The following is a 13,684-nucleotide window of genomic DNA, read 5'->3' as shown; positions in this document are numbered from 1 at the left end:
CCAGGCGTGCAGGCCCGAAGGGCCCGGAAAGGGCGGCCGTCCGCTAACCGATCTCCTCAGCCCGCCAGCGCCCGGCCCGCCACCGCGTCGAGCTTGGCCATCAGCGCGGGGTCGCGCGCGGCCGGCGCCGTCATGATCGCGCCGTCGAGCGCCCGGTGCGAGCCCGCCGGGCAGGGCTCGCGCGTCTGCGGGAAGTCCCGGGCAAGGCGCGCCACCAGGCGGGCGGCCTTGTCGGCGTTGGCGCGGGCGACCGCCACGACCGCGGCCACGTCCACCGCGTCGTGGCCCGGGTGCCAGCAGTCGAAGTCGGTGACCATCGCGATCGTCGCGTAGGTGATCTCGGCCTCGCGGGCGAGCTTGGCCTCCGGCATGTTGGTCATGCCGATCACGTCGAACCCCTGCGCCTTGTAGGCCCTGGATTCGGCCAGCGAGGAGAATTGCGGCCCCTCCATGCAGACGTAGGTGCCGCCGCGGACCACCGCGATGTCCTCCGCCTTAGCAGCCGCCGCGATCCGATCCTGCAGGCGCGGCCCGACCGGGTGCGCCATCGAGACGTGGGCGACGCAGCCGTTGCCGAAGAACGACGAGGCGCGCCCGTGCGTGCGGTCGACGAACTGGTCGACGAGCACGAACAGGCCGGGCGGCAGCTCCTCGCGGAACGAGCCGCAGGCCGAGAGCGAGACGATGTCGGTGACGCCGGCCCGCTTCAGCGCGTCGATGTTGGCGCGGTAGTCGATGCCGGTGGGCGAGAGCCGGTGCCCGCGCCCGTGCCGGGCCAGGAAGACGATCCTGGTCTCGCCGATCCGGCCGATGCGCAGGGCGTCCGAGGGCTGGCCCCAGGGGGAGGACACGGCCTCCTCGCGCACGTCCTCCAGCCCCGGCAGGTCGTAGACCCCGGAGCCGCCGATCACGCCGAGCACCGCTGCCGTCATCTCACCGTCCTTCTCGCGCGTGTTCGTCGTCGGCCCAAATGGAAACGGGCCCCGGATGGGGCCCGTAGCATAGTTGCCCCTCGGAGCGCAGCCGCAGGACCCCGCCCCGTCCTGCCAACGGCGACGCTCTCCCTCCCCCACAGAGCAGGGCGATCGCGTACGGCTGGACGAGCCGGATGCCGGATGGGGCACGGGTCCCCTCTCCCATAGGGAGAGGGACAGGGTGAGGGGTATGAGGTTCCCGGGAAATACTCTGTGCTGAACGCGCGTCGATGACGTGCTCAGTCCTGTCACGTCATACCCCTCACCCCAACCCTCTCCCTATGGGAGAGGGAGCGCGGCATGGTTCGGCGCGATCCGAGGCAGGCCGTCCGCCATATGTACTCTCCCTCCCGCAGAGGGGGGAGGGAGAGCGCGAGCCCCTCAGAACGTCTTGTGCAGCTCCGGCTGGAGGCCGTGGGTCTCGCCGCCGACATCCGCCCAGACCCGCTTCTTCACGTAGTAGAGCAGGCCGGCCAGCACGATCAGGAACAGGATCACCCGCAGCCCGAGCGCCTTGCGGGCCATCATGTGGGGCTCGGCCGCCCAGGCCATGAAGGCCGCGACGTCCTTGCTGTACTGGTCCACCGTCTCGGGCACCACCGGCTGGCCGTCGTCGCCCTTCGGATAGCTCACCTGGCCGTCGCTGATCGGGTTCGGCATCGCGATGATGTGGCCGGGATAGTACTTGTTGTAGTGGCCACCGTCCGGCACCTCGGTGCCCTGCGGGGGCTCCTCGTAGCCGGTGAGCAGCGCGTGGATGTAGTCGACGCCCTGCTCCGAGTAGCCGGTGAAGGGCAGCGCATCGAGCACGAACCACGGGAAGCCGCGCTCGTAGGTGCGGGCCTTGGCCAGCACCGAGAAGTCCGGCGGCGCCTTGCCGCCGTTGGCGGCGGCCGCCGCCTGGTCGTTCGGGAAGGGCGGCGGGAAGCGGTCGGCCGGGCGGCCGGGCCGCTCGAACATCTCGCCCGAATCGTTCGGGCCGTCCTTGACCTGATAGGTCGCGGCGAGCGCCTTGACCTGGGCGGCCGAGTAGCCCGGGCCGCCCGCCTCCGCGAGGTTGCGGAAGGCCACGAGCTTCATGCTGTGGCAGGCCGAGCAGACCTCCTTGTAGACCTGGAAGCCGCGCTGCAGCTGGCCCTGGTCGAAGCTGCCGAACACGCCGGCATAGCTCCATTTCTGGCGCGGGGGCTGGGGCGTGGCGTGGGCGTCCTCGGCCGAGGCCGGGGCGCCCATCAGGGCGCCGCCGAGGGAGGCCGCGACCAGGGTCGCGGCGAGGAGCGTGCGGATCGTCATCGCGTCTGTTGCCCTCGTCTCAGCCCTTGGTGGTCGGCGCGGCGGCGGCGCCCGCGGGCATGCCCGACCCGCCCACCTGCTTGCCCGGCCCGGTCACGCTCTCGAGGATCGAGCCCGGCAGCGGGGTCGGCGTCTCGAAGAGGCCGACCAGCGGCATCACGACGAGGAAGTGGGCGAAGTAGTAGGCCGTGCAGATCTGCGAGGCGATGACGTAGCCGCCCTCCGGGGGCTTGGCGCCGAGCCAGCCCAGGATGACGCAGACCGCCACGAACACCCAGAAGAACTGCCGGTAGATCGGGCGGTAGTTGCACGAGCGCACCCGCGAGGTGTCGAGCCAGGGCGCGAGCGCCAGGATCAGCACCGCCGAGAACATCAGGATGACGCCGCCGAGCTTCGAGGGCACCGCGCGCAGGATCGCGTAGAAGGGCAGGAAGTACCATTCCGGCACGATGTGGGCGGGGGTCACGGCGGGGTTGGCCGGGACGTAGTTGTCGGCGTGGCCGAGGTAGTTCGGCTGGTAGAAGATGAACCACGCGAACAGGATCATGAACACCACGACGGCGAACACGTCCTTGATCGTGGCGTAGGGGGTGAAGGGCACCGCGTCCTTCGAGGACTTGATCGGGATGCCGGTCGGGTTGTTCTGGCCCGTCACGTGCAGCGCCCAGACGTGCAGCACCACGACGCCCGCGATCATCCAGGGCAGCAGGAAGTGCAGCGAGAAGAAGCGGTTCACCGTCGGGTTGCCGACCGAGTAGCCGCCCCAGAGCAGGCTCTGGATCGTGTCGCCGACCACCGGGATCGCCGCCAGGATGTTGGTGATGACGGTGGCGCCCCAGTAGCTCATCTGGCCCCACGGCAGGGTGTAGCCGAGGAAGGCCGTGGCCATCATCAGGAGGTAGATGACGACGCCGAGGATGTAGAGCACCTCGCGCGGGGCCTTGTAGGACCCGTAGTAGAGGTTGCGGAAGATGTGCACGTAGACGGCCACGAAGAACATCGAGGCGCCGTTGGCGTGCGCGTAGCGCAGGAGCCAGCCGTAGTTCACGTCGCGCATGATGTGCTCGACGGAATCGAAGGCGCCCTTGGCCGAGGGCTCGTAGTGCATCGCCAGCCAGACGCCGGTGATGATCTGGATGCCCAGGAACGCGATCAGGATCGCGCCGAAGGTCCAGAAATAGGTCAGGTTGCGCGGCACCGGGAAGGCGACGAACGACGAGTGGACGAGGCCGACGATCGGCAGCCGCGACTCGAACCACTTGGCGAGCCGGCTCCGCGGCACGTAGGTGTTGCCGTGTGCGCTCATGGTGGGGATCCTCCGGGGGCTCTCAGCCTCTTCTCGTCACGCGGCGGCCTTGCCGCCCTCCTCGCCGATGCGGATCTTGGTATCCGACTGGAAGGCGTAGGGCGGGATCGGCAGGTTGATCGGGGCGGGGCCGCGGCGCACGCGCCCGAGCGCGTCGAACTGCGAGCCGTGGCAGGGGCAGGACCAGCCCTCGAAATTGCCGGAATGCCCGATCGGCACGCAGCCCAGATGCGTGCAGTTGCCGTAGACGACGAGCCACTGCTCGTGGCCCTTCTTGACGCGGGTGTCGGCGGCGGCCGGGTCGATCAACTGCCCGACCGGCACGGCCTTCATGTCGGTGATCTCCTTCTCCGTGAGCTTGCGCACGAAGATCAGCTTGCCGCGCCAGAACACGTTGACGATCTGGCCGTCGGTGATCGGCGAGAGATCGACCTCGAGCGGCGCGCCGGCCGCGATGGTGGCGGCGTCCGGCGCCATCGAGGCGACGAAGGGCCAGGCCACGGCGCCTGCGCCGACCGCGAGGCCGGCCCCGGTGGCCAGGAAGAGGAAGTCCCGGCGGGTGCCCTCCTGCGGGGCGGCGCCGGCGGGCGCGGCGGCAGTCGTGTTCGCCAAGGTCTCGTGCCTCCCAAGAAGTGCGGGTGTTTTCACCGTGCCGGCCGAGCGTGCAGCCCGCGCGCGTGCGGGGCCGGTGATCCGCGGAGGGGACCACAGCACGATCGTTCTAAACTGTGCAATGCGACCGCCCGTCGCCCGAAGTCAAGGCAGGGGCCGGGCTCCTCCCGCATCGCGGTGGGCAAGCGCGGCGAGATGTAGCCCGCGGGCTTCGGTCGCGCGACATCTCCCTCCCCCGCAGAGGGGGGAGGGAGAGCACGCGGGGAGCGGGAAGCCCTTACGGCCTCCGCTTCAACGAACGGCCGCCGCCGGCCGCGGCAGGAGGCCCGTGGTCAGCCGGCGCCAGCGCAGGACGAGGAGCGCCGCCACCGCGAACAGCCCGGCGCAGAACCCCGTCCAGATGCCGTAGCCCTCCATCCCCGCCCCCCAGGCGAGCCAGGCGCCGAGCGGCACGCCGAGGCCCCAGTAGCCGCCGAGCGCGACCCACATCGGCACCTTCGTGTCCTGCAGGCCGCGCAGCATGCCGAGGCAGACCGACTGCACGCCGTCGGCCACCGCGAAGAGCGCCGCGAAGCCGATGAAGGCGGCGGCCACCGGCAGCACGCCCGCGTTGGCGGGCGCGGCGGGATCGAGGAACAGGCCGGTCAGGAACCCGGGCACCGCGAGCTGGGTCGTGGCGCAGAGCACCATGAAGACGAAGGCGAGCCCGACCGCCACCAGGCCGGCCCGGCGCACGCCCGCGCCGTCGCGCCGCCCGTAGGCGAGCCCCACCCGCACGGTCGCGGCCTGCGCGACGCCGTTCGGCACCATGAAGCAGAAGGCCGCGATCTGGATCGCCACCGCGTGCGCGGCGAGCTGGGTCGCGCCGAACAGGCCCATGCCGAGCGCCGCCGCCTCGAACAGGCCGGCCTCGGCGAGCCCGGTCGCCACGATCGGCAGGCCGAGGCGGAAGACGCGGGCCAGCAGCGCCGCGTCGAACCGCCAGAGCCGGTGGAACAGCCGGTAGCGGTGCAGTCTGGCGTCGCAGAGCACCACCGCGACGAGCAGCACGAGGCTGAAGCTCGCCGCCGCCACGGTGGCGAGGCCGACGCCCGCCATGCCGAGATCGCGCCCGGCGGGCAACCCGCCGCTCGCCGGAAAGGCGAGCCAGACCCCGAGCGCGACGTTGAGCGGCAGCGCCGCGAGGCTGGCGGCGAGCGCCCAGCCCGGCCGCTCCAGGGCGGCGAGCGCGCCGCGCAAGGCCATGAAGAGCAGGGCCGGCCACATCGCCCATTGCAGCACGCGCATGTAGGCGCCCGCGGCCTCGGCGAGCGCGGGCGGCTCGCCGATCGCGGCGAGCAGCGGGCCGGTGTACCAGAGCAGCACCATCATGGGCGCGGCGATGAGCGTCGCCGCCCAGAAGCCCGCCCGCAGGGTCCGGCGCACCGGATCGGTCGCGCCGGCCTCGCGCCCGAGCGCCTCGGCGATCAGCGGCGCCACCGTGCTGGTGAGCCCGATCCCGCCGATGAACAGGATGAAGTAGAGCCCGTGCGCCAGCGTCGCCGCGGCGAGCTGCTCCGCGCCCAGGCGCCCGAGCATCACCACGTCGGCCATGATCAGGCCGTGCTGGGCGAGGTTGATGAGCACGAGGGGCCCCGAGAGCGCGAGCGTCGCGCGCAGTTCCCGGAGCCAGGGGCGGTGCAACGGGGCCCCTTCCCGCGCAGGGAACCCCGCGAGGTCGAGTGCCGGCATGGAACGATCTCTTCAGACAGGAGGCGGGCGCGGCCCTGCCGCACCCGATGATATGGGGTGTCCCTAGCCGCCCAAGGCGTCGGAAACGTGTCGCCGGGGCGCCTCGCCGTCGCGGTCGGGCAGGAAGCCGCCGGACTGGCGCGCCCAGAGCCGGGCGTAGAGCCCGCCGCGGGCCACCAGCTCGGCGTGGGTCCCCTCCTCCACGATGCGGCCGCGGTCGATCACGATCAGCCGGTCGAGCGCCGCGATGGTGGAGAGGCGGTGGGCGATGGCCAGCACCGTCTTGCCCTGCATCAGCGTGTCGAGCGCCTCCTGGATCGCGGCCTCGACCTCGCTGTCGAGGGCCGAGGTCGCCTCGTCGAGGATCAGGATCGGCGCGTCCTTCAGGATGACGCGGGCGATGGCGATGCGCTGGCGCTGGCCGCCCGAGAGCTTCACACCGCGCTCGCCCACCTGCGCGTCGTAGCCGCGCCGTCCCTTGTGATCGACGAGGTCGGCGATGAAGCCGTCGGCATGCGCCAGGCGGGCGGCGCGCGCGACCTCGGCGTCGGTGGCGTCGGGGCGCCCGTACGCGATGTTGTCGCGGATCGAGCGGTGCAGCAGCGAGGTGTCCTGGCTCACCATCGCGATGGCGCCGCGCAGGGAATCCTGCGTCACCCCGGCGATGTCCTGCCCATCGACGAGGATGCGCCCGCTCTCGACGTCGTGGAGCCGCAGCAGCAGCGACGCGATGGTGCTCTTGCCCGCCCCCGAGACGCCGACCAGCCCGACCTTCTCGCCCGGGCGGATAGCGAGCGAGAGATCCTCGATCACGTTGGCGTCGCCGCGCCCGTAATGGAAGCCGACCCCCTCGAAGCGGACGCCGCCGCCCGCGACCGCGAGCGTGCCCGCGCCGGGCGCGTCGGTGAGCGCGTGCGGCCGGCTGATCGTCTGCATGCTCTCCTGGATCACGCCGACGTTCTCGAACACGCCGCGCACCGTCTGCATCACCCAGCCCGACATGGCGATGAGGCGCAGCACCAGCGCCAGCCCGGCGGAAGCCTCGCCGGTGCTCATCGCGCCGCGCTGCCAGAGGAGCAGCGAGGCGGTGCCCGTCGCGATCAGGAGCGCGCTGTTGAGGAGGCCCAGCAGCGTCGTCGTCCACGTCACCAGCCGGAACTGGTGCAGGTAGGCCCTGGTGTGCACGTCCACCGCCTCGCGCACGGCGGCGCGCTCCTCGCGGTCGCGGGCGAAGAGCTTGACCGTGAGGATGTTGGTGTAGCTGTCCACCACGCGCCCGATCAGGGTCGAGCGGGTGTCGGCGGTGCGGTGCGAGCGGGCCCGGGCGCGCGGCACGAACCAGGCGGTGAGCCCCGCATAGGCCGCGACCCAGATCACCACCGGCAGCGCCAGCCAGAGCGAGATCGAGCCGAACAGCCCGACCGCGGTCACCGCGTAGATCGCCACGTAGAGCAGCGTGTCGATGAACACGACCGCGAGTTCGCGCACCGCCGGCCCGACCTGCACGACCCGGTTGGCGAGCCGCCCCGCGAAGTCGCCCTGGAAGTAGGAGAGCGCGTGCCCGAGCGTGTAGAGGTGCGCCCGCCAGCGGATCTGGTTGGTCGATTGCGGCACCACGAGCTGGTTCGACAGCACCTCGTGCAGCCAGATCGTCACGGGGCGCACCACCGCGACGAGCACGAGCGCAAGGCCGATGCCGAGGGCGTGGTCGGCGAGCACGGTGGCGCGGTCGGCGCCGGCCAGCAGATCCACGAACCAGCGCATCACGAGGTAGAGCGAGGCCTCCACCGTGCCGGCGATCACGGCGATCACGAACAGGGCGAAGAGCGCCCAGCGGATCGGGTGGAGGTAGAAGCGCGCGAAGCCGAGCACCGTCCGGGGCGGCATGCGCCCCTCTTCGAAGGGCGCGAACGGGTCGATGCGGCGCTCGAGCCAGTCGAGGAACATCAGGGTCACGGGAGCTGGGGCGGGGCCTCCTTAGGTAAGCGCGCTTGACCGCGGGCCAAGCGCGGGGCGATGCCGCGGGCGCGCAGCCCTGCCCTGCGCGCCCGCCCCGCGCACGATCATGCTCCGCCTCGCCCTCTACCAGCCCGACATCCCGCAGAACACCGGCACGCTGCTGCGCATGGCGGCCTGCCTCGGGCTCGCCGTCGAGATCATCGAGCCGGCGGGCTTCGACGTCTCGGACCGGCACCTGCGCCGCTCGGGCCTCGACTATCTCGACCACGTCGCGCTGACCCGGCACCGCTCGTGGGACGCCTTCGACGACTGGCGGCGCGCGGAAAAGATCCGCCTCGTCCTCGCCACCACGGCGGGCGCCCTGCCCTACACGGATCTCGCCTTCCGGGACGGCGACTGCCTGCTGATGGGCCGCGAATCGGCCGGCGTCCCCGAGGCGGTGCACGCGGCCGCCGACGCCCGGGTGGTGGTGCCGATCCGGGCCGGGATGCGCTCGCTCAACGTCGCGGTCGCCGCCGCGATGCTGGCCGGCGAGGCGCTGCGGCAGACGGGCGGCTTCCCGGGCTGACCGGCCCCCGCCGCGCCGCCCGCTCTCAGTGCCGGGAGACGGCGATGACCCCGTCCTCCAACAGCGTGAAGCGGATGCCGGCCCGGCGCAGCGCCGCGACGACCCGGCGGCGCGAGCGCTCGCCGTGGAGCCCCCCGTCCTCCTCCAGGCGCCGGACCGTGGACAGGGACACGCCGCTCGCCTCGGCCAGCACCGTCATGGACCAGTCGAGCAGGGCCCGGGCCGCGCGCAGGTGAGAGCCGACCACCGCCTCCTCGAGGGCCTCGCGGATGCCGGCCGGGAGTTGGAAATGCGTATCCGGGATCGGGTATTGCAGGCCCTGGCCGCCATCGACGGCACCCGCGGCGTTGCGGAACGGGACGACGAGGATGCCCACCCGGCCGGCCTGCCCGTCGGGCCTGCGCCAGAGGTTCGTGTCCCGGAAGATCCGGCCGCTCACCCGATACTCCGCGGCCTTGCCGAGGAGCCGCGCGCGCTCCCCCGGCAGGGCGTGGACGAAGGGGTCCGCGTTGAACTCCGCCAGGGGTACGCCGCTCACCAGTTCCGCCTCCGGCTGGAACGCGAAGCTCAGGTCCTGCCCGACCCTGAAGAAGAGCACGCCGGTCCGGGCGTGCAGGGCGGCGTGGAGCCGGCTCTCGGCCTCGATGATGCCGGCCAGGCGGTGCCGCTCCAGCGCGTTGACGAGGTCGCCCGCGACAGCGCGCGGCCGTCCATCGGGCGCGCGCTCGACCTCGTGGCGGGCCGCGAGCAGGCGGACGGTCCCGTCCGGGCGGACGATGCGGAAGCTGTGCTCCGCCCGGAGGTCGCCGTCCCGTACCTGGGCGGGGGTCGCGAGCCGGTCACGGTCCTCCGGGTGCGCCATCGCGCGCAGGCGGTCGTAGCGCGGCGCCGGGTCGTCCGGCGTGAGACCGAGCATCCGGTACAATCCGGGAGACCAGGTCTGGGCATCGTCGCCGAAGGTCCAGCGCCAGCTCCCGCGCAGGCCGAGATCCTCGATCAGGTGCAGCGATCCGCCAAGTAGGGCGGCGGGGGAGGACGTCATGGATACGGATGCGCGCGGTTCGATAGGGCGCGGATCCTATGCCGGTTTCCGATTCTCTTTAATCCATTCTAGGATACGTTTTGCCGAACTCTAGCGAGCCCTCCGCCGCGGCTTCGGGCACGGGGGAGGCCGCCGGAGCGGGCCGCCGCGGGGGCCGGGCCGCCATCGGGCGGACCGGGACTGGCCTCAGGGCCGGGGGTCGTCCTCCTCCCGGCGCCGCCGCTCGGCCTCGTAGCCCGCCGCGATGCCGAGATCGATGGCGCGGCGGGCGAGCCGCACGCCGAGCCAGAGCAGGATCAGGCAGATGAGGACGATCAGTCCGGCCTTGAGCGGGTTCATGGGGAGCGCCTATCTCATGCGGCACGGCCCGGAAACCCGTCCGGTGCCTCCCCCCGACCCTTCCCCTGACCCGGCGGACCGATTGAGCGCGCGCGAGACCTTCCACATCGAGATCCTGGGCGCCCCGGCCCGCACCGAGGCCGACCCCGTTCTCTCCCGCGTCTCGGTGCGGGTCGAGGACCAGGCCGGGGCCGAGGAGCGGGCGCTGCGGCTCTTCGCCCGCGCCCGGGTACCCCAGCGCGCGGGCGAGCCCGCCGAGGCCGTGCGGGTGATCGACGGGGCCGGCCGCGAGGTGTTCTTCCGCAGCCGCTTCGACGAGGGGGCGTGACGTCGCGCCTCGGACGGCCTCCGGTCGACGGGTTCGGGCGGGCGCATCGTCTCGGGCCGAAGCGCGGGCCGTGAGGGGGCCGGTCGCGGTTCCCCTGACACGGTCGAACCCCGCGACCGGGGCGCGTATCAGACCAGATACGCCGCGCCGAACTGCGCCGCGGTGATGCCGTCGAGCTGCACCGTGCCGCCGCCCGAGAGCGCGAGCAGGGCGTCGCCGTCGGCGGCTGAGCCGAGCGTGTAGCTCTGGCCCGAGAGCACCAGCCGGTCGCCCTGCGCCTGGCTGAAGCCGAGGATCAGGTCGGCACCGGAATTCGCGCCGAACACGAAGCGGTCGGCACCCAGGTTGCCGATGAGGACGTCGTTGCCGAGATTGCCGTTGAGCACGTCGTCGCCCTGGCCGCCGTAGAGCGTGTCGTCGCCCTGGCCCCCGAACAGGGTGTCGTCGCCGAGATTGCCGTAGACGGCGTCCGCGCCCTGGTTGCCGTAGACCACGTCCGCGTCCTGGCCGCCGAACACGCTGTCGTCGTCCTGCCCGCCGAAGAGACGGTCGGCGCCGAGGTTGCCGTAGAGCACGTCGCCGCCCTGGTTGCCGTAGATCACGTCCGCGCCGTCGCCGCCCGTCACCGTGTCGTCGCCGGCGAGCGCCGTGAAGGTGTCGTTGCGCGCCCCCAGCGTGACGGCGTCGGCCCGCGCGGTCGCGATCGGCGCGCCGATATCCTGCAGGATCGCGAGGTCGAGGTCGCTGATCGGGCGGCGCGTGCCGGCCGAGATGGTGGGGGTCATCAGGTCGCCCGCCACCGTGACGTGGCCCTCGCCGGCATCGAGCGGCACCGGGCCGCCGTTCGCCCGCACGGCGTTGCCGCCGACGAAGGTCGGGGTGCTGCCCGCCCGGACGTTGGCCGCGTAGGTGCTGTCGCCGAGGTAGAGGATGCCGAGCCCGTGCCCGACCTCGTGCGTGAAGACCGAGAGCGCGTCGAGCTGGCTCGACGGCACAGCCTGCTGGCCGGACGGGTCGTAGAACAGCGAGTCGATGTAGGCGGAGCTGACCGTGACGTTGATGTCGGGGCTCTGGCCGTTCGGGTCGCTGCCCGTGCGGATCTCGATCATCGGCACGGATTCGTAGGCGCGGCCGGTCCAGTAGTAGCTCGACCCGCCTGTCGCGATGGTGTTGCCGGAGGCCTCGCTGACCCGAACCCCGATCTCGATGGTGCCGTAGCCCTGGAGGGTGCGCGCCCAGGAATCGGCCGCGGCCTGCAGCGTCCGCAGCACGGCGTTCGCGTTGGCGCCCGCCCCGGTCGCGTCCGTCCAAGACACCGAGAAGGTCGTCATGAGGTCGATGTCCCGGATCGCGCGGTTACACGGCGCGGACACTGGTCCGGGCGTGCGGCCCGATTGTGATACGGGGCGAGGATTACGATCACGTTCGGGTGATGCGTGCGCCGACTTGCCGGAACGGGACGGCACGGCCCGTCGCTACGGCCCGTCGACGTCGTCCGTCGGCGCGGCCATTGACTTCGCACCTGCGGGACCGCATATCGGCACTGCAGCGTCAGCGGCCGACAAGGGTCCGCTTGAGGGGGCTGCGTGACGGAATCGCGGGACCGCCCGAGGCGGCCTGGAGGCTCCGGCCCCCCTCTTCATTCGTGCATGCACCCGGGCCGCCCCATCACGCGGGCAGCCTCCTGCTCCAGGGACCGCCAAGCCGATTCGCGCCGCTCCACGAGCCGCGCCGGACGGTCCTGCTGCAACGAGACATCCGACTTGACCCAGTTCACCGATTTCGGCCTCGCCCAGCCCGTGCTGCGGGCGCTCGAGGAGGCCGGCTACCAGACCCCCACGCCGATCCAGACGCAGGCCCTGCCGCCGGCCATGGCGGGCCGCGACCTCTGCGGCATCGCCCAGACCGGCACCGGCAAGACCGCGGCCTTCGCGCTGCCGATCCTGCACCGGCTCGCCCTCTCGGACCGCCGCGCCCCGCGCCGCGGATGCCGGGTGCTGGTGCTCTCGCCGACCCGCGAGCTCGCCAACCAGATCGCCGATTCCTTCGCCGATTACGGCCGCCACCTGCCCTTCACCAGCACCGTGGTGTTCGGCGGCGTCACCATCGGCCGCCAGGAGCGGGCGCTGGCGCCGGGCGTCGACATCCTCGTCGCCACCCCGGGCCGCCTGATCGACCTCGTCGACCGGCGCGCGCTGACGCTGGAGGGCGTCGAGATCCTCGTCCTCGACGAGGCCGACCAGATGCTCGACCTCGGCTTCATCCACGCCCTCAAGCGCATCGTGCGGATGCTGCCGGCCAAGCGCCAGAGCCTGTTCTTCTCGGCCACCATGCCGAAGAACATCGCGGGACTCGCCGAGCAGTACCTCTCCGATCCGGTCCAGGTCGCGGTGACGCCGGTCGCCACCACCGCCGAGCGCGTCGAGCAGCAGGTGATGTTCGTCCACACGGGTGCCAAGCAGGCGCTGCTCGGCCACATCCTGCGCGACCCGAAGATCGACCGCGTGCTGGTCTTCACCCGCACCAAGCACGGCGCCGACCGCGTGGTGCGCGGCCTCGACAAGGTCGGGATCGTCGGCGCGGCGATCCACGGCAACAAGTCGCAGCCCCAGCGCGAGCGGGCGCTCGCCGCCTTCCGCGACGGCTCCTGCCGGGTGCTGGTGGCCACCGACATCGCCGCCCGCGGCATCGACGTCGAGGGCGTCTCCCACGTCGTCAACTTCGACCTGCCGAACGTGCCGGAGAGCTACGTCCACCGCATCGGCCGCACCGCGCGCGCCGGCGCCGACGGGCTCGCCATCTCGTTCTGCAACGACGAGGAGAAGGCCTACCTGCGCGACATCGAGCGCCTGACCCGCCAGAAGGTGCCGGTCGCGGGCTTCCCCGAGGGCTTCACCCCGCCGACCCGCCAGGAGGCCGCCGAGATCGCGGCCTCCGAGGAGCGCCGCCCCGAGCGGCCCCAGCAGCGCGGCGGCGGACGTCCGGGCCAGCAGCGCCAGGGCCAGCAGCGCCAGGGCCAGCAGCCCGGCGCCCAGGGCCGCCCGGGGGGCGGGCGTCCGGCGGGCGAGCCGGGCCGCCAGGGCCGGCCGCCGCAGGGGCGTCCCCAGCAGGGTCGCCGCGAGGATCCGCGCCAGGACCGTGCGGCGCGCCCGCATGCCGAGCGTCCCCACGGCGCCCGCCCGCAGGCCGCGGCCCCGCGCCAGGACGGCCGTCCGGCCGCCGGCCAGGCGCGGCGGGGCAACCGTCCGCAGGGCGGGGGCGAGGGCCGCGCCATCGGCTGGCTGGAGCGCGCCCCGCGCTCCTGATCCTGCCGCGTCGGACTACGTAGCGCAGCGCCGCCCCGCCTGTCGGGGCGGCGTTTCGCGTTTCCCGGGGGGGCTGGCCCCGGCCGCGCCCCGCGCCATCTCTCCCCCTGTCGAACGTGAAGGGAGCCCCGGCCAGACCATGCGGTTCGAGCTGTATCGGGATGCGGGTGGCCAGTGGCGGTGGCGTCTGCGTGTGCAGAACGGCAACGTCGTGGCCGATTCCGCGG

General features: G+C 72.6%; 13 protein-coding genes. 4 read left to right on the top strand and 9 right to left on the bottom strand.

Translation table 11 applies throughout. From position 1 onward, the window contains the following. Positions 1–56: 56 nt before the first annotated feature. The 6 genes from AX737_RS22975 to AX737_RS22950 all read right to left on the bottom strand — a co-directional run bounded on the left by AX737_RS22975 (position 57) and on the right by AX737_RS22950 (position 7,863). Positions 57–932 carry an S-methyl-5'-thioadenosine phosphorylase gene (locus tag AX737_RS22975; protein WP_066925305.1) on the bottom strand — a complete coding sequence of 292 codons (876 nt, stop codon included), beginning with the start codon at positions 930–932 and terminating at the stop codon, positions 57–59. 423 nt (positions 933–1,355) lie between these two features. Beyond that, positions 1,356–2,267, bottom strand: coding sequence for a cytochrome c1 (locus tag AX737_RS22970; RefSeq protein ID WP_066925302.1), 912 nt, complete (start codon positions 2,265–2,267; stop codon positions 1,356–1,358). Positions 2,268–2,286: 19 nt separating this feature from the next. Then, complete coding sequence (locus AX737_RS22965) at positions 2,287–3,573, bottom strand: cytochrome b N-terminal domain-containing protein (RefSeq protein ID WP_066925299.1); 1,287 nt, start codon at positions 3,571–3,573, stop codon at positions 2,287–2,289. A gap of 36 nt (positions 3,574–3,609) precedes the next feature. Next, positions 3,610–4,185: a ubiquinol-cytochrome c reductase iron-sulfur subunit gene (gene petA, locus AX737_RS22960; RefSeq protein ID WP_066925296.1), complete on the bottom strand. Its 576-nt coding sequence runs from the start codon at positions 4,183–4,185 to the stop codon at positions 3,610–3,612. A 291-nt stretch (positions 4,186–4,476) separates the two neighbouring features. Further along, entirely contained in the window at positions 4,477–5,916 is a 1,440-nt protein-coding gene (locus AX737_RS22955; RefSeq protein ID WP_066925293.1) for an MATE family efflux transporter, read from the bottom strand. Between the two features lie 63 nt (positions 5,917–5,979). Next, positions 5,980–7,863 carry an ABC transporter ATP-binding protein gene (locus tag AX737_RS22950; protein WP_066925308.1) on the bottom strand — a complete coding sequence of 628 codons (1,884 nt, stop codon included), beginning with the start codon at positions 7,861–7,863 and terminating at the stop codon, positions 5,980–5,982. Positions 7,864–7,981: 118 nt separating this feature from the next. Here AX737_RS22950 and AX737_RS22945 point away from each other — a divergent pair, with 118 nt between their 5' ends. Beyond that, positions 7,982–8,443 (top strand): tRNA (cytidine(34)-2'-O)-methyltransferase, encoded by a 462-nt coding sequence (locus AX737_RS22945; protein ID WP_066925290.1) that lies wholly within the window; start codon positions 7,982–7,984, stop codon positions 8,441–8,443. A gap of 25 nt (positions 8,444–8,468) precedes the next feature. Here AX737_RS22945 and AX737_RS22940 read toward each other — a convergent pair whose 3' ends face one another. Next, positions 8,469–9,485 (bottom strand): PAS domain-containing protein, encoded by a 1,017-nt coding sequence (locus AX737_RS22940; RefSeq protein ID WP_066925287.1) that lies wholly within the window; start codon positions 9,483–9,485, stop codon positions 8,469–8,471. 186 nt (positions 9,486–9,671) lie between these two features. Then, complete coding sequence (locus tag AX737_RS33535; protein ID WP_156453901.1) at positions 9,672–9,824, bottom strand: hypothetical protein; 153 nt, start codon at positions 9,822–9,824, stop codon at positions 9,672–9,674. 82 nt (positions 9,825–9,906) lie between these two features. On the opposite strand from AX737_RS33535, the gene AX737_RS22935 reads away from it, so the two are divergent. Then, positions 9,907–10,152, top strand: a complete 246-nt coding sequence (locus AX737_RS22935) for a hypothetical protein (protein WP_066925283.1) — start codon at positions 9,907–9,909, stop codon at positions 10,150–10,152. Positions 10,153–10,280: 128 nt separating this feature from the next. On the opposite strand, the gene AX737_RS22930 is transcribed toward AX737_RS22935, so the two are convergent. Beyond that, positions 10,281–11,483, bottom strand: coding sequence for a calcium-binding protein (locus AX737_RS22930; protein ID WP_066925280.1), 1,203 nt, complete (start codon positions 11,481–11,483; stop codon positions 10,281–10,283). 432 nt (positions 11,484–11,915) lie between these two features. Between AX737_RS22930 and AX737_RS22925 the strand changes: the two genes are divergently transcribed. Together AX737_RS22925 and AX737_RS32425 are read left to right on the top strand one after the other, a co-directional pair. Beyond that, positions 11,916–13,457 carry a DEAD/DEAH box helicase gene (locus AX737_RS22925; protein ID WP_066925278.1) on the top strand — a complete coding sequence of 514 codons (1,542 nt, stop codon included), beginning with the start codon at positions 11,916–11,918 and terminating at the stop codon, positions 13,455–13,457. 139 nt (positions 13,458–13,596) lie between these two features. Continuing rightward, positions 13,597–13,684: DUF1508 domain-containing protein (locus tag AX737_RS32425; RefSeq protein ID WP_156453902.1), on the top strand; the 88-nt coding region annotated here is incomplete at its 3' end.

It is taken from the genome of Methylobacterium sp. CCH5-D2, assembly GCF_001556475.1.
Classification (GTDB): Bacteria; Pseudomonadota; Alphaproteobacteria; order Rhizobiales; family Beijerinckiaceae; genus Methylobacterium; species Methylobacterium hispanicum.
Note: the sequence above shows the minus strand (reverse complement) of the source record. Positions and strands in the feature narration are given on the sequence as shown.

What these genes read in the sequence shown, in the direction of transcription:
- AX737_RS22940 (WP_066925287.1), bottom strand. Translation starts at nt 9,485, where the DNA reads ATGACGTCCTCCCCCGCCGCCCTACTTGGCGGATCGCTGCACCTGATC.
- AX737_RS22930 (WP_066925280.1), bottom strand. Translation starts at nt 11,483, where the DNA reads ATGACGACCTTCTCGGTGTCTTGGACGGACGCGACCGGGGCGGGCGCC.
- AX737_RS22975 (WP_066925305.1), bottom strand. Translation starts at nt 932, where the DNA reads ATGACGGCAGCGGTGCTCGGCGTGATCGGCGGCTCCGGGGTCTACGAC.
- AX737_RS22950 (WP_066925308.1), bottom strand. Translation starts at nt 7,863, where the DNA reads ATGTTCCTCGACTGGCTCGAGCGCCGCATCGACCCGTTCGCGCCCTTC.
- AX737_RS22965 (WP_066925299.1), bottom strand. Translation starts at nt 3,573, where the DNA reads ATGAGCGCACACGGCAACACCTACGTGCCGCGGAGCCGGCTCGCCAAG.
- AX737_RS33535 (WP_156453901.1), bottom strand. Translation starts at nt 9,824, where the DNA reads ATGAACCCGCTCAAGGCCGGACTGATCGTCCTCATCTGCCTGATCCTG.
- AX737_RS22970 (WP_066925302.1), bottom strand. Translation starts at nt 2,267, where the DNA reads ATGACGATCCGCACGCTCCTCGCCGCGACCCTGGTCGCGGCCTCCCTC.
- AX737_RS22955 (WP_066925293.1), bottom strand. Translation starts at nt 5,916, where the DNA reads ATGCCGGCACTCGACCTCGCGGGGTTCCCTGCGCGGGAAGGGGCCCCG.
- AX737_RS22945 (WP_066925290.1), top strand. Translation starts at nt 7,982, where the DNA reads ATGCTCCGCCTCGCCCTCTACCAGCCCGACATCCCGCAGAACACCGGC.